The organism is Aquiflexum lacus (genome assembly GCF_015476655.1).
Classification (GTDB): domain Bacteria; phylum Bacteroidota; class Bacteroidia; order Cytophagales; family Cyclobacteriaceae; genus Aquiflexum; species Aquiflexum lacus.
Genome location: NZ_JABFHF010000027.1, coordinates 40,748 through 63,813 on the forward strand (window position 1 = coordinate 40,748; position 23,066 = coordinate 63,813).

Consider the following 23,066-nt stretch of genomic DNA (forward strand, 5'->3'; position numbering starts at 1 on the left):
AGATGACCCAAAAAATAATTAGAGTAATATGGATAGCCTTTGCGGCAGGGTTGATAGGATTTGTCTTATTTGTCTGGGCAGTGAGCGGCAATTTTTTAGGACTCTTTGGTGAGTTACCGGATTTCCAGGAACTGGAAAATCCTCAAAGTGAGGTTGCCTCAGAATTATATTCATCAGATGGCATGCTCATGGGCAGTTACTTCAGAGAAAATAGGAGTCCTGTTTCTTACTATGAACTTTCCCCCAATTTAGTCAATGCCCTTATAGCAACAGAAGACGTTCGGTTTGAAAAACATTCCGGAATTGATCTGCAGAGTATGGGTAGGGTTTTATTCAAATCCTTGATTCTCAGGCAATCCGCTGGAGGGGGAAGTACCTTAAGTCAGCAGACCGCCAAGAACCTTTTTAAAACACGTAATCTAGAGTCTCAGGGAATTTTGAGCCGGGTTCCGGGACTCAGAATGCTGATCATCAAAACCAAAGAATGGATCGTTGCTGCAAAGCTGGAAAAATCATATACCAAGGACGAGATTCTTACACTCTACCTCAATACTTCGGAATATGGAAGTAACGCCTATGGTATCAAGACAGCCTCAAAAACTTTTTTCAATAAAGAACCTGCAGACCTCAACGTTCAGGAATCTGCCGTTCTCGTAGGATTGTTCAAAGCACCATCTTATTATAGTCCTGTTTTTAATCCAGACAATTCCCTGAGAAGAAGGAATACAGTGCTGTATCAAATGGAGAAATACGATATGCTTACTGAGTCGGAATATGACTCTTTAACAAAAATGCCGATTGAACTTGATTATAAGGTAGAAAACCAAAATCAGGGTATGGCTACCTATTTCCGTGAAGTAATCAAATCAGATCTGATCAAATGGACCAAAGAAAACCTGAAACCCGATGGGACACCATATGATCTTTTTGGAGATGGCCTCAAGATCTATACTACCATTGACAGTAGGATGCAACGCTATGCCGAAGAAGCAGTAGATGAACATATGCGGGAGTTACAAAAAAAGTTTGAAAAAGAAATGGGCAACAGAGATCCCTGGATTGACAATAACGGTCAGGTTATTTCAAATTTTATTGAAACGCAAGTAAAACGTACAGAAGCATACCGAAACTTGGTAAAAAGATATGGTGCCGACTCGGATTCTATCAATATCAAACTCAATGAGAAAAAAAGAATGAAAGTTTTCTCATGGGATCTGGGTGAAATTGACACCCTTTTGAGTACCATGGATTCCATGAGGCACTACAAAAAATTCCTTCAAACCGGATTTGTATCCATGGATCCAAAATCAGGACATATTAAAGCATGGGTCGGAGGCATCAATTACAAGCATTTCAAGTTTGATCATGTGCGTCAGGGAAAAAGACAGCCCGGCTCCACTTTCAAAGCCTTTGTATATGCTGCGGCAATTGAAAACGGCTATAGTCCCTGCTACACCGTTGTTGACCAACCCATTGAAATCAATATTCCAAATCAACCTACTTGGACGCCAAAAAATGCTGATGGCAAATTTTCCTATGAAAATATGTCTATCCGACTGGCAATGGCCCAATCGGTGAATTCCGTGTCGGCCTACATGATGAAAAAACTTGGCCCAAGAATAGTAGTGGAAACTGCACACCGACTTGGTATCATCAGTGACCTGGAAGAAGTTCCGGCATTGGCTTTGGGTACAAGTGATGTCTCTGTAATGGAAATGGTGGGAGCAATGGGGACTTTCGTCAATCAGGGGGAACACATCGTCCCCTTTTACATAGATAGAATTGAAGACAAAAACGGAAATTTATTGCAGCAATTCACTCCTAAGAAAAAGCCTGCAATGAGTGAAGAACATGCTTACTTGATGCTGCATATGTTAAGAGGAGGCTTTGAAGAAACCCGTGGAACAAGTCAGGGGGTACCTTGGTCATTGAGAGATGAAGGAAACGAATTGGGAGGAAAAACAGGTACAACCCAAAATGCTTCAGATGGTTGGTATATGGGATTGAGCAAAGACCTGGTATCAGGTGTATGGGTAGGTGGAGATGACCGTGCCATTCACTTCCGAAGCTGGACGAGTGGACAGGGTGGACAAACCGCAAGACCTATTTGGGTCAAATATATGTCGAAAGTTTATGCTGACAAATCCTTAGGGATCACCAAGGGGCCATTCCCAAGACCTGAAAGGCCGCTTAGTATTGAAATTGATTGCTCAAAATATGAACTTGAAAACAGCAGGTTTTCTGATTTTGATTATGATGCCAAAAAGAACGATTTTTAATTTAAGTCTCTATTGCAATACCGAACGTTTGAATTGTATTTAAGCATAAAAAAATCCACCAATGCCTGTATTGATACAGGCATTGGTAATTCTACAGTAAATAAACTCTTTTTTATATTTGTAAATGATGCAAGCCTCATCCTATTCAGTTGAAGAGCACAATAATCTCCCGGGTTTACCAGGGGTTTATAAATATTACAATACAGAAAATGAACTGATTTATGTAGGAAAGGCCAAAAACCTCAAAAAAAGAGTCAGTAGTTATTTTTTGAAAAACACGGGGGTAAACTACAAGACCAAACGCATGGTCAGGGAAATCCGCAAAATTGAAATTACCATTGTAGACAATGAATTTGATGCGCTACTTCTTGAAAACAACCTAATCAAAAAGACGCAGCCAAAATACAACATACTGCTGAAGGATGATAAGACTTATCCTTACCTAATGCTGACCAATGAGCCTTTTCCAAGGATTTATCCCACCAGAAAACACATCCCCGGAAGAGGAACTTATTATGGGCCATTTGCAAGTGTAAAGGCCATGAACAACGTGCTGGAACTTATCAGGAACATTTTTACAGTGCGCACATGCAGGTTGGACTTAAGTCCCCATAAAATCAGGGAACAGAAGTATAAAGTTTGTCTGGAATACCATATCGGAAACTGCTTGGGTCCTTGTGAAGGCCTTCAATCAGAACCTGATTATCTTATTGACATCGAACAGGCCAAAAACATTCTGAAAGGAAATTTGGGCATTGCAAAGACCTATTTCAAAAAGAACATGCAGGAAGCAGCCGAAAACCTGGCTTTTGAGCGTGCCCAATACTTCAAAAATAAATTGGATCTATTAGAAAAATATCATGCAAAATCACTCATTGCAAATCCATCCATCAGCAATCTGGATGTATTCGGGATTGAAACAGATGAAAAAATTGCTTATGTAAACTACCTGAAAATCATAAATGGAGCCGTTATTATTACCAAAACGGTAGAGCTAAGAAAAAAATTGGATGAAACAGAAGCTGAGTTATTACTTACAGCCATAGTAAGACTTAGAGATCAATTCAACAGCGACGCACAGGAAATTATAGCCAATATTCCCTTGGAAGAGGAATTTGAAGGCTTCAATTTTTCCGTTCCAAAAATCGGTGACAAAAAGAAACTGATCGAGCTTTCTTTAAAAAACGCCAAATACTATAAAAAAGAAAAACTACTGGCCTCCGGTGATGTAAGTGATAAGAAGTTCAGAGTATTGAAGCAGCTTCAATCAGACCTTTCCCTCAAAGAAATGCCTGACCATATCGAATGTTTTGACAACTCAAACATCCAAGGGACTAACCCTGTCGCAAGTATGGTCTGCTTCTTAAATGGCAAACCCGCAATCAAAGAATATAGACATTACCATATCAAAACAGTCATCGGACCTGATGACTTCGCCAGTATGACAGAAGTCGTTGGAAGAAGGTATAAGCGGTTGATTGAAGAAGAAAAGCCACTACCCAAACTTATTGTAATCGATGGAGGCAAAGGCCAACTCTCTTCTGCTGTCGAGGCACTAAAGGAACTGAATATTTATGGGAAGATTCCAATAATCGGTATAGCCAAGCGGTTGGAGGAAATATATTTCCCTGAGGACCAGTTTCCGATCCACATTGACAAGAAATCAGAGTCTTTGAGGTTGATCCAAAGGATAAGAGATGAGGCCCATAGATTTGCCATTACTTTTCATAGACAAGTCAGAAGCAAAAATGCCATTGGATCCAAATTGACTGAGATAGAAGGGATCGGGGAGCATACTGCAGAAAAACTGTTGAGCAAATTCAAATCCCTTAAAAAAATCCGTGAATCAACTTTTGAAGAAATCTTGAGTATAGTGGGAAAAGATAAGGCTGAAAAAGTATATGATGCATTAAAAGAAAAAAAGAGCGGTTGAAACCGCTCTTTTATTATTTAACATTTGTTTTTACCACTCCCAAAGTCCGTTTTCGAAATCGAGTAGCTTATATTCAAATTCGAGTGAATTCAAATATGCCTGCAACTCAGGATTGGGATGATCAGACTTAACCAAATCTGCTATGTAAGCATTATCCGGATTGGTATATCTCCTGACTATTGATCTAAATAACCTTTGATCAAATACTTGATCATAGGTCAAGACTTTTGCAGTATTCTGGAAAATCAACCATTTTGCCTCAGGATGATCCATAAAGTGGTTATAGAAATCCTTAAACCTTATAAATCCGATCGTCTTTTGACCAGCATTGGCATTGGTTTGTGAGGGCATTACCAATTCAATGTATTTGACATCAAATTTGATCTGGGAATGATGCTTGTCAAAGACAAAGTCTTCCATGAAATCCAGGAAATACAATTGCTTTACAAAGATACTGTCTCCATTTGCTGCGATCCAGAAATTTTCCTGAAACTCAGCAATGGACAAAGGTCTTGTAAACTCATCGTCTCCGAAAACCTCCAAAGCATTATCCTCAACTATAGCTTTGTAGATATGGTTTACGATACCATCATTTTTGGTATCACCGGATCCATAAAGCGGCTGATTATACTTTTCTCTAAGGTCAATCCTTCTCCAAACAGCCAATTGATACATTTTATCATCCTCCCTGATGGGATGGGCCGAAAATATGGTATCTTTTTTAAACTGCCTATCTCCGACACTGGATGGATTGACACTGGTGGCGCCCTGTCCTTTGGCATCAAGGCCAAGCAATATCACGCAAAGTGATAATAGACCAATGAATTTATTATGAAGTTTCATATTCATTTTATTTAGGGACAATACCCAAAGGCATTGACCAATTATTTAATTGCCATTCTGTAAATTTCAGGATTGGCCAAGGTATTCTTGATCTTATTTTGACGGAAATTGGTTCTTGTCACCTCCGTTACCCTTACTATCAGATCATCACCACTTCTAGCGGAAGCCAATAGATTTCTGATGGCTACATTCTTACTTGAAATGTTGACCCTTTCACGAGGCACATCATTTCTCAAAAGAATCACTTCACCACCTGTAACCTCAAAATTGGCATCTCTTGCCATAGTCCTTCCGAAAGTAGGCTCAGGAATTGCTTCTACAATAAGGGATGACGGGCCAGGAGCTGGATAAGCTACACTAAGGTCAATCGGACCCCTACCATCAAACAACCTGATTGTCGGTGCAGGTACCGGCTTAATATCATACGAAACATCTCCGATTTTATTGCCTCCACTACTTACTCCGATATTTACTTTTCCAGAGGCTCCTGGAATTACAGTCAATTGGCCGGGTCTAGTACCCTGAATAGAGGTACCATTAGACACTGTAAAACTTGGCGCATATGAATTACCCAATGCAGGTACATCTATCAACAAGTCATTGGCACAATCTGCATACAATTGGTTGACAACCTCTGAAGTGACCTTAATGATCGGCTGTGCAACATAATATTCATACTCAACAGGAAGGACTTTGTCTTCACCTCCCACGTTGGTAGTGATTTCACCTTTCAGAACTCTTTTGGCCAGACCTCTATCGTCATATTGACCTGCGGGTTGTGCTGTGAATTCTATTTTTCCAAAACCGTTTTCTACTGATACCGATCTTCCATCTATCGTCATCTCCGGAGCATCCGAAGAAGAAGATGAAGCAATAAACATGTCAGCTTGGAATTTGGTACCTGCTGCTACTACATTGGATAAAGCGGCAATCCTTGCCTCAACGATGTCAGCTTTGAAGTAAAATGAACCGATGGAAGAAGTAATTGCCGACAAGGCTTCACTTTCAATGTTCAACACTTCATTCTGATATTGAGAAATCAAGGCCATTACCGCACCTACTGGAGATTTAACAAAATTGAGATTCACAAAGTTTTTGTTTCTTGCTTCCGAATCGTTTTGGAAAATCTCGATATCCTTGGCATCCTTGGCGATATCTTCAAAAGACATCTCAATTCCAAGGTCATTCAATATTTGTGATATTTGAACCGGATAAGCATTTAGCTTTTCCTGCATTTCAAACCCTTTCCTGTTGTTATTGAAAATATTACCGGGAACGTCAGTATTTTTTAAAGACGAATTTCTGAATTGACCTTTTTCATCTCTTGCATTGGAAGTTTCAATCAGCTCTTGCTTTAAGCTTTCAAGATAATTGAAAATTTCTGCAGTTTGATTTCGGACTTCTTGGGAAGCCGCAACCTTAGGAACATCACGTGGATTGTTACCTTGCTGTTCGACAGTATTCTCTATAGAAGAAACTGTGAATTCATTTTTATTGATGTAGTTTTTTGAAGTTCTCTCCAAACCATCATTCAACAGTACAAACTTCTGAAGGATCTGATTACTTACCTGCAATGCCAGCAAAGCTGTCAATACAAGGTACATCATTCCTATCATCCGTTGCCTTGGTGTTTCTTTTCCTCCAGCCATTTTATTTCTCAAAAAGATTAAACATAGATTTAATTAAGCTTAACCTTTCATGGCTGTTAGCATGCCACCATAAATTTTATTAAGTGAACTCACGTTTTGGTTGAGTTTGGCCAATTCATTTTTGAACTGCTCAGTTTCTTTTCCTGCTTCATTGAGACCTTCCATAGCTGTAGAAACATTTGCATAAAACTTATTCAAAGTTTTCAAATGGGCCTGCGCATCCAACAATTCCATTTCATAGACATTGTTGAGTGCTGAAAGGTTTTTGGTAACTGTTACCACTTGGCTATGGTATTCTTTGGCATCAGTTGAAGCGTTTGAAAGTTCTGATAGCGCCATGGCTGTTTTACCATAAGACTGATTGATGTCTACCAAAGTCTTGGACGCGGTTTTTACATTTGTTGCATATTCATTGGTAGCTACTGCTGCATCAGCAAGAGTTCCCATTTTCTCTGCAGAGGTTGCGAGATTTTGGATTCCTTTACCTAGGCTGTCTAACAAGTCGGGACCGATTTTTGCGTTAGAAAGCATGTCATCAAACTTTTGGGTGATGTTTTCTTTAGGCTCTTTTTTGGATGATTTAGCCGCCTCAAGTTCTTCGCCTGCCAATTCAGGATATACTTTTGCCCAATCTATTTCTTCGTGTTTGGGTTCGAAAGCAGATAAGAAAAAAATCAGTGCTTCAGTAGTCAGACCTACACCGATCATTAAACTGGCTCCTTGCCAGTCCAGAATTTTAAACATCGCACCAAGAATTACAATTGATGCACCGATACCGTATATCATTGGCATGATATCACCGTAGAATTTGTGTTTAAAGGAATTTTTGTTCTTTGCCATAATAAATAAAAGTAAAGAGTTTAGAGTGATTAAGTTTAGAGTTGTTGATTTACCTTTTCCTTCTCCTATTGTTGTTCACGTTCATAGAGCCGGATCTTCCTAAGTAAGTCATTGTTGTTCTGAATCCAATATGAGCAGTTTTTACATCTTGGAATTCATAAGTTCTTGTACTTGTTTCCAAATAGTGAGCGATGTCCTTCCAGGATCCACCTCTTACTACTTTTCTTTTTTCATTCGGGTTATCATACTTAGGATCCAAATCCCAAGTCAATGCCCCACCAACTGGACTGTAAGCGTCCAATACCCATTCGGCTACATTGCCTGACATGTTGTACAATCCAAATCCATTTGGAGCAAATACATCAACGGGAGCAGTGTATGCAAATCCGTCATCGATATAATTTCCTCTACCTGGTTTGAAGTTGGCCATCAGACAGCCTCTCTTGTTTTTCAAATAAGGACCGCCCCAAGGATACTTGGCCACTTCCTTACCACCTTTTGCAGCATACTCCCATTCAGCCTCTGTTGGTAATCTGAATTGCGGATAATCGAAATCAGATCTGTCATTGGCGTTCAGATGGTATGTTCTCCACTCACAGTACATGTGAGCCTGCTCCCAGCTTACACCAACTACAGGATAGTTGTCAAAAGCCGGATGGTCAAAATAGAACTCCATCAAGGGATCTCCATAATGGAAAGTAAAACTAGTGTTCCAAACAGTAGAGTCAGGAAGTACCTCATCAAGATTAAATTGAGGAGGATCTTTCAATGTAGTCGGCGTGCTGTAGGTATATTCACCTAATCTCACAGCTTCTACAAATTGCCTGTACTTGTTGTTGGACACCTCGTACTTATCCATGTAAAATTCCGAGATGGTAATCTGTTTGTTTAAAGAAGACTGTGAGAATGCAATATCCTCATCAGCCTGACCCATCCAAAAAGTCCCTGCTTTTACGGGTACCATGTCTTGAGGCAGAACTTGCTGCCAAATGACTCTCTTCGGAACACCAGTTACTTCACCCCGTCTGTTGTCTTTTTCACTGGCTGAACCCTTCTTGCCTAAAAGTCCACAACTTGGCAGAACTGCTACTACCAAAAGGGCTAAAATCAAGGTGAAAATGCGTGAATTCATTTTTCTAGACATAAATTACATATAATGAGTTGTTAAATAACTTGTCCATTTTTTAATAGGAACAAGAGCGAAAAGTAAAGTAAATTCTTAGAAATACACAAATTTAATTTACCAATTTCTTTTATTTTTTTTTAAAACCTGAATCTTGGAGTTCTTTGAATTGTCCTTTGAAACTCCTTTGTCACGTCCGGCAATACATAAGATAACATGAATTCGTGACTGGTCGGAGATTTGGCTTCTATACCACTTACTACCAAGTCAAATGCATATCCAATCCTAAGTGAGTTGTCTCTGAGAAGGCTATATCCTGTAATCAATGAAACAGATTCTTCTCCTCTAAACGCAAGACCCGCGCTTATTTTTTTATTGTATGTCGCTATAACGCTCACATCATAAGAAAAATTATTGAATGAGACAGTTTTCAACAAAATACTTGGCTCAAAATCCCAAAGCGCAAATGTTCTTATCCTATATCCTACCATTAAGTAAGAATGATTCCTTAATTGGTTTTCCAATGCCCCTTCTCCAAAATCAAAACCGGGTTCATTGATATGTCGACTACTTAATGCCATGTAATACTTTCCCCTGTCATAGATGACACCTGCACCATAATTGATGTTCATTTGGGTTTCTGAACCTGTTTGAGGAAGTGTGGGGTCTTCATTCACAGTCCTTAAGTCTTCATAATTTAAGGTGCTGGAATAAACACCACCCATGGCACCGAAGCTCAATGTTCCCATCCTCAACCTTTTGTGGTATGCCAATGATAGATTCACTTCCTGATTGGTGGTCGGTCCGATATTGTCATTAACAAAATTAAGGCCAACTCCTAATTTAAGTTTTTCTATAGCTGCTTGGGCAGATACCAATTGAGTAATCGGCGGATTGCCATTGCTTCCTGTGTAATTTAACCATTGAGATCGATGAAGGGCAGAAAACCTATAGCCACCATCCTTGCCAGAAAAAGCTGGATTAAAATAAGTGCTGTTATACATGTACTGTGTGAATTGGGCATCTTGTTGCCCCTCTGCTTCCAAAAACAAAAAACAACTTGTTGCAAGAACAAAGATGTACTTTAAGAAACTAAACTCAAGCTTAACCATGCATAAATAAAATAATCATTTAAAACCCTATTCTACACAATTAAACTGATTTTAGCCATAAAAGATTGTAAGAATCACAAATTATTTGCCTTTTTTATGTACAACTCCAATGCACCTGTCATACTTGGGGCATTTGGCATTGGAGCTTCTATATCTAAAATTAGCCCTTGATCCCTGACTTCCTGAGCTGTGGTTGGACCAAAAGCTGCTATACGGGTATTGTTCTGTTGAAAATCAGGGAAATTATGCTTTAATGACTTTATACCTGAGGGACTGAAAAATGCAAGAATATCATATTTGATATCTCTCAAATCATTCAAGTCCGCAGCAACTGTATGATAGATGATAGCTTCGGTGATTGCTATATTCATCTTGGTCAAATAATCCGGTATCTCGGCTTTTCTAATATCAGAACAAGGGAAAAGATACTTTTCAGATTTATGCTTTTTAAAATAGTCAAACAAATCAGTGGCTGTCTTTTGACCTACAAAAAGCTTTCTTTTCCTTATTACAATGTATTTTTGAAGGTAATGAGCCGTTTGATCAGAAATACAAAAATATTTCATATCAGCAGGCATCTCTATTTTAAATTCTTTGCAGATGGTAAAAAAATGATCTATAGCATTCCGACTGGTAAAAATGATGGCAGTATGTTTTAAGATATCAATTTTCTGCCTCCTGAAATCTTTAACCGAAACAGGCTCAACCTGAATGAAAGGTCTAAAATCAATTTTCAAGTTGTATTTCTCCGCCAATTGAAAATAGGGGGATCTATCATCTGCCGGTTTTGGCTGGGAAACTAAAATACTCCTAACCGGATTGAATCTGTCTTTGGTAGATTTAGTCATCGTCTTACTCTTCTCCTTTTGATTACTGTTCTCTATTCTTTCACCCAATGATAACTTTTGTAAGTATCAAAAAAGGGACTATTTCCGCGCTGCAAATGTAAACAAATAAATGGTAATTTTTAAAAGAGAGCCTATTCGACATGATTATAAATAGTATTGCAACTCCTATTAAATAAATCCAAAAAAAACCGTACAAGAGATATTTAATTGTAAGTTCCAGTTCAAATAAATCATTCAATAATACGAAACTCACTATAAATGCAATACTGAAAGTGGAAATTGAAATGATTCTGAACAGATAAAAAAAATGAGCATTGACAATTTTTCCAAGCTCAAAGAAATAAGCCATTATCCTCAGAAACACAAACTTCAAGACTGCCAACAAGATCAGAAACCCCGAACCGAACAACCAATTGAGGAACAATTGGTTGAGGTCGCCGTTCACTATCCCAATAAGATTCTCGCTGTCGAGAACCTTGATAGACATCATTCCTAACAAAAATGCAAGCATGTTAACGATCAAGAGATAGAAAATAACATCCAATGTAAAGAATTTTTGAAGCGAGTTGGATTCAGAAAAATCCTCAGCTGAAAATACCGCTGAAGGCATGATAATCAATTTGAGTACAAGCGGGTAAATCATTTTATAAATCGCTAAAAGAAACAGAATCGTCAAAAGTGCAAAAAAGAAAAAATCATTAAAGTTGCTTTTCTCTCTTTTTTCTGGCAATTGACTATCCAACTTGTCTACACCTGCGCGTTCCATCACTTTTTCAAAAAAACCTTTCTGAACCGATACTGCTTCAGGATCTATTCCTTTTTTGATGATGCTCAAAACAACCTCACCTTCAGATTTACCCTCCAAAATATTTTCGATAACAGATGAAGGTACAATCAGTGTGGTATCCTGGGCCGCATAAAACCAAAGCCTCTCATCCAAAAACATGGTTGATTCTTTTGGAAAACTCAATCTAAAGCTGCTTTTGGGAAAGGATTGAAGATCTATCTCAATGTTAATGGCTGAATAGGAACGTGCTTTTCTTTGAGGATATAGTTCCTGGATTTTGTTGTTGTAATTTTCAAGTATTTGGGAAAACCCATCTACAGCTAAAAACAGCAAACAAAAACTTAAGATCAATTTATAAAAATTTCCTCGCATCACTTAAAATCTACCGGTGTATCCAAAATGGATTTTTGAAAGGTTAAAAGCAAAGTCCTGTACATTAGATCCTCCCAAACCATAAACAAAACTGAAAATCCCATTGCCTGTCTCTAGACTAAATCCCATTCCTGCCGAAAAGGTATTGTCGACGGGTAATCCCTGTACATTATTCTCTAGCCTTCCCATATCGGCAAAAATCATAAAATATGAGTAGGTATCAAAATAAAATCTTGGCTCCACATTGAGATAAACATAATTGTTGGCAAAAAAGAAATTTTCATTGAACCCGCGGACACTCTGAAGTCCACCCAACCTGAATAAATCATTGAGTAAAAGATTTTCATTTTGAACAAAACCTCCTGATAACCTTGTAAACAATCCCCACTGTTGGTTGAAATAGAAATGCTTTTCAAACCTTCCTTGCAAGTAATATTGTAAAGTTTTTAAAACAATCCCTTCATATAGGGAAGGTGGTATGGCCGTGTTTTGGATCAGGTTTTTGTTTCCGATGGCAAATTCCAATTCTGCAAATGCACCCCTTCTCGGAAAAAACACATCATCCAACCAATAATGGGCATAATTTAACCCATAATTGTTGAACCTGAAATCCCCTGCTTCCGGCAAAGCAGTGATCTCACTCAGTCCAGATGAAGTTAACAAATCACCGGCCTGCCTACGTATGAAGAATTTTAAGTAGCCATCTGAATTGAACCTGTACCCAAAACTTAGCCGGAAATCCCTATTCAAAAAAGTAGTGTCCTCTTTCAACAAGGAAAATGAAACGCCCATATCAATCATTGAACCCAACAACATCGGTTCAAAGGCCGCTACCTTCAAATTCTGAGAAAATTGATTGAACCTTTGCCAATGAAGTTCGTAATTCCTACCACTTCCACCTAGATTGTGGAGCATGACATCAAATTGACCTGTTACCAATAACCTCCCTCCTTCGAGTTCATTGGGCAAAAAACCAATGATACCATCTATTGAATTGATTCTTCGATCATTGATGGGTAAGTAAAGTGTTGCCTCCTCATTTTGAAAACTCAGTTCAGGTTCACCTGACCATCTGAGATAAGGCAAGTTCCTGATCTGCTGAATTCCATTCTGTACTTTTCTTTGGGAGAAAGGTTCGCCAGGTCTGATCTGTAGAAAGTTGCTAAGAAACTTAGGCTTTGTTTTTGAATCACCGGTAACTTTCAAAGTGTCAAAAGTGATAAAAGGCCCAAGATCCAAGTTCAATGCTGCCGAAATTCTATTGCCATCCCTTTCGAGGCTATCCAATTTTACGGCAGCAAAGGGATAACCTTTATTTTCTGATTCTTTGATGATGGATTCAAATAGTCTGTAAACCTGCCTGTAATCGAATGGTTTTTGGTTGAACCTTTTCATGTCTGCACCCGCTTTGACCAATACCACAGGTTCCACATTCCCCTGTCTCAAGGTTACCCATTCAAACTTTTTACCTGTATCCACACTAAGCCAAAGGGAATCTTTGGATTGGAGCAACACACTTTGGATAGGATCCAAATACCCCAATTGGTACAATTCCTGAAATCGTGTCCTTATAAATGCAGCTTTTGCCAAAGAATCGCTGAAAACCTGCTCTTCCACCAAGTTAAGGCCTCCTTTGGTTTCCAACTTCAACCATTTTCCCCCTTGGGAAAAGGATTGGAAGCAAACCAAAAAAAATAAAGGCAGAAGGAATAGTAGGGTGCTTTTCAATTTTGAGCAATTGGTTTAACTATCTTTGAAGGCTAAAAGTAAACAAATTGTCCGGTATCTACATTCATATTCCATTTTGCAAGCAAGCTTGCCATTACTGTGATTTTCATTTCAGTACCAACTTCAGTCGGTCAGATGAAATGGTGGATATGATCTGCAGGGAACTGGAACTGAGAAGCGATTACCTCCCCAAAGGTCAACCTGTAAATACCATTTATTTTGGAGGAGGAACCCCATCATTACTCAATGCTTCTCAGATCGAAAAAATTCTGTCGCATATTCACGATTACTACCAACTTGATTTGAAGGAACTCACACTTGAAGCCAACCCTGATGACCTGCACCCAAAAAAACTCGAAGACTGGAAAGCACTCGGATTGGATAGGCTAAGTATTGGTATTCAAACCTTCAATTCCGATATCCTTCGATTTTACAATCGTGCACACACTTCTGAAGAGTCACTTAATGCCATCATGTTGGCCAAGTCAGCTGGCTTCCAAAAACTTTCCATAGACCTGATATATGGTTTCCCTTCAGATGACCATAAAATCTGGGAAAATGATCTCAGAATAGCTTTGGACCAAGACCCGGGACATATCAGCAGTTATTGTCTGACGGTGGAACCAAAAACAGCTTTGGGCAACTGGGAAAAAAGAGGATTGTACTCCCATTCAACAGAGGACTTTGCCGCTGTGCAGTTTGAAATTCTGATGGAGTCTATGGATAAAGCGGGCTATGTTCAATACGAAATCTCCAATTTTGGAAAACCCGGACAGTTTGCTGTTCACAATACCAATTATTGGTCAGGCGTTCCTTACCTGGGGATTGGGCCGAGTGCACATTCCTTTGATGGCAAAGTCAGGGGCTTCAATATCGCAAACAATCCAAAATATACCGAAAAGTTGAAAAAAGGGGAGCTTGCTTTCACAGAAGAACCTTCCACAACCATAGATATTACGAATGACCGAATCCTTACGGCTTTAAGGACTATTTGGGGTTTGGACCTGATTTCCCTTAAAACCGATCTTGGGTTTGACCTGCTTGATTTAAAAAACAAACAGATTGCCCTGCTGCTAAATGAACAACTGCTCAACTTGGATAACAATCACCTGACCCTGACCACTAAGGGTAAACTTTTAGCAGATAGCATTGCAGCTTCCTTATTTTTGGATTAAATGACCTAACTTTGAAAATCCATGGAAAACAATAGATTCAACTCAGGAAGAAAAAAAGATGCCGCCCCACTTCAGGAGGCTTTTGAAGAACTCTTGAAGGCCTACCGGTTAAAAGATAAATTTGATGAGAAGGTATTGATGAATGCCTGGCCTGAACTCATGGGCAAAACTGTCGCTTCCAGGACCTCGGGATTGTATATCAAGGATAAAAAACTTTTTGTAAAAATAACCTCCGGTCCTGTCAAGTCCGAGCTGAACATGAACAGGACCAAAGTTTTGGATTTGATAGCTTCTAAATTCGGGAAGGGGATTATTGAAGATATTGTTATACTATAAGTCTAATCTTGCGCCGCAAAAACCTTTCTCATCAATGCAGAAGTTCTTTGCATGGGATTTTCACGGATATTTTTCTCTTCCTCCGCTATCAATGTAAACAATCCATCTATCGCCCTATTGGTCACATAAGCATTCAGATCAGGATCGATTTTTCTGGTAGTCAGCGGAATGTTGTTGTAGGCATTGGCCAAATCCCCGTAATATTTTGTAGCCCCGACTTCATTGAGGGATTCTTGGATTTTGGGCTGAAACAAGGCCACCAATTGACTTTCCGTGGTTCTTCTAAGATAGTCTGTAGCGGCGTTTGGATCTCCCTTAAGGATCTGGAATGCATCCTGAATGGTCATTTGTCTGATAGCGCTTATAAATATTGGCTTTGCTTCTTGGGCTGCTTTTTCGGCACCTCTATTAATAGCGAGCATTGCCCTGTCCATTTCACTTCCAAGTCCAATTTGTCTTAAGGTATTTTCTACCCTTCGGGCATCTTCGGGTAATAATATTCTGATCAGGTCATTTTTGAAAAATCCATCAGTCTGGGAAGCTTGGTCCGCTCCGTTGCTGATTCCTTGGATTAAGGCTTCCTTAAGTCCTGAACCAACTTCCTGTTCGGTCAAAGTTCCCTGGCCAGCTGCCTGAAGGATCTTATTGATATCTGCGGACGAACATGCACCGGAAAACAATAATATAATAATGCTGTAAATTTGAATGGATTTCATAAAATGGTTTTTAACAATATTTTGCAACTATGGCGGTTAACGTGATCAGGATATTTAAGTTTGTTTCTGTAATATTGTGTTTGACTTTCTAAAATGCTTAACATCCCAAGACCAAATATCGGTAAAGTAAGTGTTTTGGTGGCCATATTAGCATGGTTGGCTTTACTTTTTGTCGATATCACCAGGATTTTTGAGACAGTAAACCGATTGGAGCCCAATATGGCACCACAGGTATCTTATGTTTTGGAAATTCTTTTTTTCATTACCGTATACCTCTTTTACAACTATTCCATCAATAAAAATGAAGACCTTGATTTCCTTGATCTGATATGGCGGGGTGCATCCACAGGACTTTTGGCAACTTCAGTTACCTTGATTATCAATTTTTTTTATCAGATGTTGGGTGAAGGTAGGTTAGCCTCTGACCCTTTGCTGCGGAATTTCTTTTATCATATCAATTTCGCCATGATTTCGCTTTTCCTGATTTCCTGTTCCCTGCTTTGGAAACATTTGATTTTATACCAAAAGTCCAAAAGAGTAGTCCAACAATGGCAGGCCTTCGAAATCTTGATGCTGATCAGTATGTTTTTCATTTTTTTCAATGAGAACAACCTGGACTACAGTTTTCTTTTTGGATTTGTCTTCCTTACTTTTTTCTCTGCTTCGCTGTCTGTCAATCTAAAATGGATACCCTATCTCACATTCAAGGAAAAATGGAAATCTATCCTGTTTTTTGTGATCATCCTGGTTTGTACTTCTTTTCTTTTCTTTGAGCTATTATCTTACAGTGGTACCAATCTTACTTTTGTCAATCTGACAGATAACCTTTTTTTGATGGGCCTTTTTGCCTTTGTCTTTATTTATTCACTATTCAGCTTTTTGGTCACGCTATTCAATTTACCTACCTCCTCAGTATTTGAACAAAAACTGGTAGAAGCGATCAATTTTCAAAGATTAAGTCAATCGATCAAACCCGGACAGGATGAAACACAGGTCTTGGATATTCTGATAGATTCGAGTATGAGTGCCGCCTATGCAGATGCCGGGTGGCTTGAATTGTTGGATAGCGAAGATAATAAGGTGATTATTCAAGAAAGGTTCATCAATGAAGAAGTCAGGGAAGAACTTTATGCACTGATCAGCAACACAAAACCATTTTCGGAGTTTAACTGGAAAGCTTCAGACAATGATTCCAGAAAATACCAAGGGAAGATTCCCCACAATATTTTCAAATCAGCTTTGATGATGCCTTTGGTAGTCAATACCAAAACCATTGGGAGGCTGTTTTTGGTCAAAGAAGTCAAAGATGGCTTCAATAAGGAGATGATCAATATCATCAACACCTTTGTGGGACAGGCCTGTATTTCCGTCGAAAATTACAGATTGCTGAACGAGGCGATCAAAAATGAAAGATACAAAGAGGAACTCAAAATTGCCCAAAGAGTACAGCGGAGTCTATTGCCCACAGAACTGCATCATGATGAATATTTTGAAATCAGTGGTTTTTCCGAAGCGGCTGACGAAGTAGGGGGAGATTATTATGAAACCAAGGAAATAAGCAGTAACCTGTTTGCCATCATTATTGGCGATGTCTCCGGAAAGGGTACCTCAGCAGCTTTCAATATGTCCCAAATGAAAGGCATATTTCATAGCCTGGTGCAATTAAATCCAAGTCCGCGAGAATTTCTTGCAAAAGCCAACATAGCACTGAGTCAGTGTCTGGAAAGAAATCATTTCATCACCACCGCTTATTATTTGGTGGACACCAAAAACAAAAAAATAAGGTACAGCCGGGCCGGACATTGTCCGACTCTGTTCTATGATGCAAGTCTGGAAAGCTGTGAATATATGAGTTTAGACGGCCTGGGTCTTGGCATGGTCCGCAATGCTCTATATGAAAATTATATTCATGAGGCTGAATTTGGATTTGAAAATGGAGATGTTCTCCTTCTATATACCGACGGAATCATTGAGGCCAAAAATGAATCCGGAGTTGAATTCGGTTACGAAAGACTGAAGAAAACGCTGAATGACCTTCATCAATTCAGTGCTATGGAAATTCAAAAAAAGATTTTAGAAAATATTTACGGATTTGTGGGTCAAAACAGTATGCCTGATGACGACTTCTCATTGTTGGTCATCAAATTCAATTTATAACCAATACCTATATAAAGCGTATAAAAAATGATGTTAAAAATAGAAAAAAACATTGAAAATGACCATTCAGTGCTCAGCCTAATCGGAGAAATCGATGCCAGCAATTCGGTGGAACTTGATGAGGTGATTTTGGAAATGGTCCAAGGCGGTGTCTGTAATATATTGGTGGATTGCTCAATGCTTGAATATATTTCATCTGCAGGTCTCGGTGTGTTTATGTCCTATTTGGAAGAATTTCAGGAAAAGCAAATCACACTCGTCATTTTTGGATTAAAGGAGAAGGTTTTTCAGGTTTTTAATATCCTTGGCTTGGATCAGCTGATCAAAATCAGGGATACTAAACAGGATGCGCTTGATGAAATACTATGAACCACAAATTGAAACTATATTGCGATACTACCCGCTTGTCTGATTTGAGGCATTTTTTGGGAAATGTATTGGAGGGCACAGCTTTGACAGAAGTAGATCAGCATCAGGTGATTTTGGCTGTAGAGGAAGTTTGTGCCAATCTGATCATTCATTCCCATGAATGCAATCCCAAAGAATGCATAGACCTGACGGTAAAGGAAAGCGATGAGCTCATGATATTTGAAATCAGGGATTTTGGACAAGGATTCAATATTCTGGAATATCAGGAACCAGAAATCTCTTTTGTCATGAAAACCAAAAGAAAAGGAGGGCTTGGTATCATTCTTGTCAAAAGGATTATGGACAAAATTGAATTTGAAACCAAAGAGAACGTCAATACCTGCCGTTTATACAAAATCTTGAAATCCAAATAATTGTTAATAAACCCATCTTAAAACCCAAAGCCACCCGAATTTTTCAATTTAATTTGTAACATTGCACTGATATTCCGGATTGCCGTTTATGATGAATTCAAATCAAATTAAGCTTCTCTTACTCGCTTTGGTATTTTCATGTAGCCCTAAATCCACAGTGAAAACAGTGGATCAGGAACCTGATATCAATAGCCCATTGGTAACTATCGGAAACGAAGAAATCTTTGCCGAGGAATTTTTATACATGCTTTCCAAAAACAGAAATTTTAACAGCGATGATGAAAAGTTAAGTGCTGAGGAATTTGATGAAAATTTCAGACTTTTTGTGAATTACAAACTCAAAGTCAAAGAAGCAGAAAATCTAGGACTGGATAAGACAGATGAGTTTTATCAAGAATACGAAGTATTTAAAGAAGACCTTACCCAACCTTTCCTGATCAAAAATTCCCTGCAAGAAGGTGAATTGATGAAAGCATACAGCAGAATGAAAGAGGTGATCAAAGCCAGCCACATTTTGTTGCAATTTCCCCCCAATGCAAGTCAGGCTGATACGATTTCAGTTTTAAGAATGGCCCAAAAGCTAAAAGCTGATGCAGAGAAAGGTGCTGATTTCAATGAGCTTGCATTTGAACATTCCGACGATCCATCTGCTAAGGACAACAAAGGCAGTTTGGGTTATTTCACTGCCCTACAGATGGTTTCAACATTTGAAGACGCCGCCTTTGGACTTGAAGTAGGACAGATATCAGATCCTGTATTGACCAATTTTGGGTATCACATCATACGTTTGGAAGACAGAAAGCCAAATCCAGGCGAAATCAGGGTTTCCCATATCCTTGTCAGGACGCAAGGAAATGATCCCGTCACTGAGGAGCGAGCGCTGCGAAAAGTCGGGGAGATTTATACTGAACTCCAAAAACCGGAGAGTATTTGGGAAGAAATCTGTCAGCTTTACTCTGAAGACCCCGGTACAAAAAATTCAGGCGGCACACTTCCTTGGATTGGATTGGGGGCTGTCTTACCCGAATTTGAGAGAGTGGCATTTTCCTTATCAGAAGAAGGCGAAATATCCCCACCCGTCAAAACTCCCTACGGCTATCATATCATCAGGTTGGAGGAAAAGAAGCCCCTTGAATCTTATGAAGAAATGGAACAGATGATCAAGTCCAGAATATTGAGGGACAGCAGGTCTTCCCTGATACAATCCCAAGTGGTGGCCATTCAGAAATCCAGGTATGGTTTTGAGGAAAATGAAAAATTATCAACCAACCTTGAGGAGATCTTTTCCCAAAATCAAAGGAAGGATCTGCCCGATATCTTATTGGAAAAAAACCTGACTGACTCAGTTCTTTTTTGGATTCAAGATCATCCAAAAACAGTTGGTGATCTTCTGGAATTTATGGATTCAGACAAGCCCGTGGTTCGATCCAACCCCCAAAATTACTTTGCCAATTGGTATGAAAAGTTTATTGAGGTCAATCTGTATGAAGCTGAAATCCAAGATCTCGCTGCCAATAATGATGAATACAGGTTATTGATACAGGAATACCGAGATGGTATCCTGCTTTTCTCGCTAATGAATGATCAGGTATGGCAAAAAGCGATTGAGGACAGTTTGGGTCAGGTCAATTTTTATAAAGAAAATTTAGATCAATATCAATGGAAAAATAGGATCCAAGCCATTGTAATCACGATGGGTAAGGAAGAAAGCATTTCATCTGTCCGCAGGTTTCTTTCTGACAAAAAATACATGCCCAATCTTGCAGACCGCCTGGAAAATACGTTCCTTTTGGACAATCCATTGGCATTCACCTTAACAGACGGGATTTTCGAAGTCGAAAGCCATCCAGTATTGAATCGGGCAGATCTGAACAAGGCTTTTCAGGAAATCAAAATTGACAACAAAACCAATTTTGTTGTCGTAGGAGAAAAACTCGGTCCCGGACCAAAGAAATTTGAAGAGACTAGAGGAAAAGTAATTCAGGATTATCAGGAATACCTTGACAAAAAACTCATTTCAAGCCTGAAAGATAATTATATCATTCAAGTCAATGAGGAAGAGAAACAAAAAATATTCGATGTTACAGTCAACAAATAAATGGTTGTTTCTGGCATTGATGCTGAGCATTTCATCCTGTGATTTATTTAAGTTCAAATCCTCAGAAGATACCGAGGAAGACGCCATCATCGCCAGTGTAGGCAATCAGAACTTAAGAAAATCAGAACTTGCTTTCATCAAAGCAGAAAACAATTCACCTGAGGACAGTATAAATATTGCAAGTCGTTATGTACAATCTTGGATAAGAAAGCAGTTGATGATCATTGAAGCCGGAAAATCAATGTCATTTGATGAGGCCGAGATCAACAGAAAACTCTTGGATTATAAATATGCCCTCATGGTATATGAGTTTGAGAAAAAATATGTAGAAGATAATCTCACCAGTGAAATCAGCCAAAAAGAAATTGAGGATTATTATCAGGCCAATCAAACCAATTTCAGTCTCAAGGAAATCATCGTCCGGACCAATTTTCTGAAAACTGACAAAGCAGCAAATGCCCAAAACAGAAACATGGAAAAGCTCCTGCGGTCAAACGATCCAAATGATGGAACTGCCCTCAAGGACTTGGCGTCCAAACAGGCAAGCAATTACTTTCTTGAAGATTCTACTTGGGTCAGATTTGAGGATATTATCATTAATACCCCTTTGGCCAATCATGCCAATATGGTTGAGCTTCTCAGAAACAACAAACTCATCATCACAGATGATGAAAGATATCGGTATTATTTCAAAATACTGGAATACAAATTGCAGGATCAGCTACCTCCACTTGAATTTGTCAGGGATGAAATCACTAAGATTCTGACCAATAGAAAAAGAATTGCCTTGGTAGAACAACTGCAAAAAGAAATTTATAACCAAGCATTAGAAAATGAAGCGTTTAAAATATATGAATAGGTTTAGTTTAAAGTATTTAATTGTCTTTTCCCTGGTACACCTGTTGGCTGTGGCAGGTTTTGCCCAAACCGAAACTGCACAGGAGGCAGCAAAGCCAACAGGCCAAGTGTTGGACAAAATCGTAGCAAAAGTCAATAACTATATCCTATTGGAATCTGAAGTACAAAAAGCCTACATGGAAGCCATATCCCAATCCCAACAGGGATTTGAGCCCCCAAGCAGGTGTGAAGTTTTCGAATCTCTTTTGATCAATAAATTGATGGTGGCCAAAGCAGAGTTGGATTCCGTCATGGTGTCCGATGCAGAGGTTATGTTCTCTGCTGACCAAAGATTCAATATGGTGATGGCCCAATTTGGAGGGGATGAAGACATGTTTATTGAAGTTTATGGCAAAACATCCGACCAATTGAAAGCTGAAATTCAGGAATTGCTCAAAGAGCAGATGATCGTCCAAAAAATGCAGCAAAAAATCACAGAAGGACTGACCATATCGCCTGCTGAAGTGAGAAAATTTTATACCGAAATTCCACGTGACTCTCTCCCCTTTTTCTCAGCGGAGGTGATTGTAGGTCAGATTGTCAAAAATCCCGAAGTAAACCGTGCCACCAAAGATAGCGTTGCCAATCAATTAAAGATTTTTAAAGAAATGATCAATGAAGGTACCTCCGATTTCAAAACACTTGCAACTCAATATTCTCAAGATCCTGGATCTGCTGTTCAAGGAGGCGAATTGGGGTTTTTTAGAAGGGGCGAGTTGGCCCCGGAATATGAGGCTACTGCTTTAGGATTAAGACCCGGAGAAATCAGTGACCCGGTAGAAACCATGTTCGGATTTCACATGATTCAGCTGCTTGAGAGAAGGGGGAATACATTCAATACCCGTCACATTTTGCTTAGACCTGAGCCTTCAGATAGTGACATTCAAACAGCTGAGCGCTTTTTAGACAGCTTGAGAAATCTGATTGTTGATAATAAAATTGAATTTGCAAAAGCTGCCAAGGAAAATTCCGATGACAGAAGTACCTCTGACAATGGTGGTTTTTTCACAGATCCCAATACCCAATCTACAAGATTGACTTTGAGGACCCTTGAAGATCCCATTCTTTATTTCACCTTGGATAGCATGGAGGTGGGCACAGTCACCAAACCTATGCGTTATGAAGATGAACGTAATGGTCCGCAGGTAAGAATCTTATATTACCGAGAAAAATTCCCTGCCCATCGTGCCAATCTTGATGACGATTACGAAAAGTTAAAAGCTGCAACTCGGAGAAAAAAAGAAGAAAGTATTTTAGGTCGTTGGTTTATTCTAGCCAAAGAGGATGTCTATATTGATATTGATCCTGCATATGATCGCTGTGACGTGTTGAGCGGAAAGTAAATTTTAGGTTAAAAAAATAAGAAGCCGAAAGACTGTAAAAGCCAATAA

At 39.1% G+C, this 23,066-nt stretch carries 19 protein-coding genes; 10 read left to right on the forward strand and 9 right to left on the reverse strand.

Features of this window, described 5'->3' with window-relative positions; translation table 11 throughout:
- The first annotated feature begins 2 nt into the window (after window positions 1–2).
- Both HMJ38_RS19845 and uvrC read left to right on the forward strand, forming a co-directional pair.
- The gene (locus HMJ38_RS19845; RefSeq protein WP_194976185.1) at window positions 3–2,279 is read left to right on the forward strand and encodes a penicillin-binding protein 1A; all 2,277 of its coding nucleotides are present in this window, start codon (window positions 3–5) and stop codon (window positions 2,277–2,279) included.
- Between the two features lie 127 nt (window positions 2,280–2,406).
- Window positions 2,407–4,212 carry an excinuclease ABC subunit UvrC gene (uvrC, locus tag HMJ38_RS19850; RefSeq protein ID WP_194976210.1) on the forward strand — a complete coding sequence of 602 codons (1,806 nt, stop codon included), beginning with the start codon at window positions 2,407–2,409 and terminating at the stop codon, window positions 4,210–4,212.
- A gap of 30 nt (window positions 4,213–4,242) precedes the next feature.
- Here the strand turns inward: uvrC and porN are convergent, their stop codons facing one another.
- The 8 genes from porN to HMJ38_RS19890 form a co-directional block, all read right to left on the reverse strand.
- On the reverse strand, window positions 4,243–5,055 hold the full coding sequence (gene porN, locus HMJ38_RS19855; protein ID WP_194976186.1) for a type IX secretion system ring subunit PorN/GldN: 813 nt from the start codon (window positions 5,053–5,055) through the stop codon (window positions 4,243–4,245).
- Window positions 5,056–5,096: 41 nt separating this feature from the next.
- Window positions 5,097–6,704 carry a type IX secretion system motor protein PorM/GldM gene (porM, locus tag HMJ38_RS19860; RefSeq protein WP_194976211.1) on the reverse strand — a complete coding sequence of 536 codons (1,608 nt, stop codon included), beginning with the start codon at window positions 6,702–6,704 and terminating at the stop codon, window positions 5,097–5,099.
- Window positions 6,705–6,743: 39 nt separating this feature from the next.
- A complete protein-coding gene (porL, locus tag HMJ38_RS19865; RefSeq protein ID WP_194976187.1) occupies window positions 6,744–7,544 on the reverse strand; it encodes a type IX secretion system motor protein PorL/GldL in 801 nt (266 codons plus the stop codon).
- Window positions 7,545–7,593: 49 nt separating this feature from the next.
- Complete coding sequence (porK, locus tag HMJ38_RS19870) at window positions 7,594–8,688, reverse strand: T9SS ring complex lipoprotein PorK/GldK (protein WP_194976188.1); 1,095 nt, start codon at window positions 8,686–8,688, stop codon at window positions 7,594–7,596.
- A 119-nt stretch (window positions 8,689–8,807) separates the two neighbouring features.
- Window positions 8,808–9,779: a PorP/SprF family type IX secretion system membrane protein gene (locus HMJ38_RS19875; protein WP_194976189.1), complete on the reverse strand. Its 972-nt coding sequence runs from the start codon at window positions 9,777–9,779 to the stop codon at window positions 8,808–8,810.
- Between the two features lie 74 nt (window positions 9,780–9,853).
- Window positions 9,854–10,627 (reverse strand): uroporphyrinogen-III synthase, encoded by a 774-nt coding sequence (locus HMJ38_RS19880; protein ID WP_194976190.1) that lies wholly within the window; start codon window positions 10,625–10,627, stop codon window positions 9,854–9,856.
- Window positions 10,628–10,667: 40 nt separating this feature from the next.
- On the reverse strand, window positions 10,668–11,786 hold the full coding sequence (locus HMJ38_RS19885) for a DUF4271 domain-containing protein (protein WP_194976191.1): 1,119 nt from the start codon (window positions 11,784–11,786) through the stop codon (window positions 10,668–10,670).
- A gap of 3 nt (window positions 11,787–11,789) precedes the next feature.
- Complete coding sequence (locus tag HMJ38_RS19890) at window positions 11,790–13,514, reverse strand: POTRA domain-containing protein (RefSeq protein ID WP_228780164.1); 1,725 nt, start codon at window positions 13,512–13,514, stop codon at window positions 11,790–11,792.
- 47 nt (window positions 13,515–13,561) lie between these two features.
- Between HMJ38_RS19890 and hemW the strand changes: the two genes are divergently transcribed.
- Complete coding sequence (hemW, locus tag HMJ38_RS19895) at window positions 13,562–14,689, forward strand: radical SAM family heme chaperone HemW (protein ID WP_194976192.1); 1,128 nt, start codon at window positions 13,562–13,564, stop codon at window positions 14,687–14,689.
- A gap of 21 nt (window positions 14,690–14,710) precedes the next feature.
- A complete protein-coding gene (locus HMJ38_RS19900; protein ID WP_194976193.1) occupies window positions 14,711–15,025 on the forward strand; it encodes a DUF721 domain-containing protein in 315 nt (104 codons plus the stop codon).
- Between the two features lie 2 nt (window positions 15,026–15,027).
- Here HMJ38_RS19900 and HMJ38_RS19905 read toward each other — a convergent pair whose 3' ends face one another.
- Complete coding sequence (locus HMJ38_RS19905; RefSeq protein WP_194976194.1) at window positions 15,028–15,741, reverse strand: DUF4197 domain-containing protein; 714 nt, start codon at window positions 15,739–15,741, stop codon at window positions 15,028–15,030.
- Between the two features lie 93 nt (window positions 15,742–15,834).
- Here HMJ38_RS19905 and HMJ38_RS19910 point away from each other — a divergent pair, with 93 nt between their 5' ends.
- From HMJ38_RS19910 to HMJ38_RS19935, 6 genes are all read left to right on the forward strand, one after another.
- The gene (locus HMJ38_RS19910; RefSeq protein ID WP_194976195.1) at window positions 15,835–17,898 is read left to right on the forward strand and encodes a GAF domain-containing SpoIIE family protein phosphatase; all 2,064 of its coding nucleotides are present in this window, start codon (window positions 15,835–15,837) and stop codon (window positions 17,896–17,898) included.
- 30 nt (window positions 17,899–17,928) lie between these two features.
- Entirely contained in the window at window positions 17,929–18,267 is a 339-nt protein-coding gene (locus HMJ38_RS19915; RefSeq protein WP_194976213.1) for an STAS domain-containing protein, read from the forward strand.
- Window positions 18,264–18,680, forward strand: coding sequence for an ATP-binding protein (locus HMJ38_RS19920; RefSeq protein ID WP_194976196.1), 417 nt, complete (start codon window positions 18,264–18,266; stop codon window positions 18,678–18,680). The genes HMJ38_RS19915 and HMJ38_RS19920 overlap by 4 nt, the downstream gene beginning before the upstream one ends.
- 88 nt (window positions 18,681–18,768) lie before the next feature.
- Entirely contained in the window at window positions 18,769–20,778 is a 2,010-nt protein-coding gene (locus tag HMJ38_RS19925) for a peptidylprolyl isomerase (RefSeq protein WP_228780165.1), read from the forward strand.
- Entirely contained in the window at window positions 20,759–21,637 is an 879-nt protein-coding gene (locus tag HMJ38_RS19930; RefSeq protein WP_228780166.1) for a peptidyl-prolyl cis-trans isomerase, read from the forward strand. Before HMJ38_RS19925 ends, HMJ38_RS19930 begins: the two co-directional genes overlap by 20 nt.
- On the forward strand, window positions 21,630–23,018 hold the full coding sequence (locus HMJ38_RS19935) for a peptidylprolyl isomerase (protein ID WP_194976214.1): 1,389 nt from the start codon (window positions 21,630–21,632) through the stop codon (window positions 23,016–23,018). The genes HMJ38_RS19930 and HMJ38_RS19935 overlap by 8 nt, the downstream gene beginning before the upstream one ends.
- Window positions 23,019–23,066 lie beyond the last annotated feature (48 nt).

Bases quoted from the DNA above. Each gene is read 5' to 3' on its own strand.
- HMJ38_RS19845 (WP_194976185.1), top strand. From the start codon at position 3: ATGACCCAAAAAATAATTAGAGTAATATGGATAGCCTTTGCGGCAGGG.
- uvrC (WP_194976210.1), top strand. From the start codon at position 2,407: ATGCAAGCCTCATCCTATTCAGTTGAAGAGCACAATAATCTCCCGGGT.
- porN (WP_194976186.1), bottom strand. From the start codon at position 5,055: ATGAAACTTCATAATAAATTCATTGGTCTATTATCACTTTGCGTGATA.
- porM (WP_194976211.1), bottom strand. From the start codon at position 6,704: ATGGCTGGAGGAAAAGAAACACCAAGGCAACGGATGATAGGAATGATG.
- porL (WP_194976187.1), bottom strand. From the start codon at position 7,544: ATGGCAAAGAACAAAAATTCCTTTAAACACAAATTCTACGGTGATATC.
- porK (WP_194976188.1), bottom strand. From the start codon at position 8,688: ATGTCTAGAAAAATGAATTCACGCATTTTCACCTTGATTTTAGCCCTT.
- HMJ38_RS19875 (WP_194976189.1), bottom strand. From the start codon at position 9,779: ATGGTTAAGCTTGAGTTTAGTTTCTTAAAGTACATCTTTGTTCTTGCA.
- HMJ38_RS19880 (WP_194976190.1), bottom strand. From the start codon at position 10,627: ATGACTAAATCTACCAAAGACAGATTCAATCCGGTTAGGAGTATTTTA.
- HMJ38_RS19885 (WP_194976191.1), bottom strand. From the start codon at position 11,786: ATGCGAGGAAATTTTTATAAATTGATCTTAAGTTTTTGTTTGCTGTTT.
- HMJ38_RS19900 (WP_194976193.1), top strand. From the start codon at position 14,711: ATGGAAAACAATAGATTCAACTCAGGAAGAAAAAAAGATGCCGCCCCA.
- HMJ38_RS19905 (WP_194976194.1), bottom strand. From the start codon at position 15,741: ATGAAATCCATTCAAATTTACAGCATTATTATATTATTGTTTTCCGGT.
- HMJ38_RS19910 (WP_194976195.1), top strand. From the start codon at position 15,835: ATGCTTAACATCCCAAGACCAAATATCGGTAAAGTAAGTGTTTTGGTG.
- HMJ38_RS19915 (WP_194976213.1), top strand. From the start codon at position 17,929: ATGTTAAAAATAGAAAAAAACATTGAAAATGACCATTCAGTGCTCAGC.
- HMJ38_RS19920 (WP_194976196.1), top strand. From the start codon at position 18,264: ATGAACCACAAATTGAAACTATATTGCGATACTACCCGCTTGTCTGAT.
- HMJ38_RS19925 (WP_228780165.1), top strand. From the start codon at position 18,769: ATGATGAATTCAAATCAAATTAAGCTTCTCTTACTCGCTTTGGTATTT.
- HMJ38_RS19930 (WP_228780166.1), top strand. From the start codon at position 20,759: ATGTTACAGTCAACAAATAAATGGTTGTTTCTGGCATTGATGCTGAGC.
- HMJ38_RS19935 (WP_194976214.1), top strand. From the start codon at position 21,630: ATGAATAGGTTTAGTTTAAAGTATTTAATTGTCTTTTCCCTGGTACAC.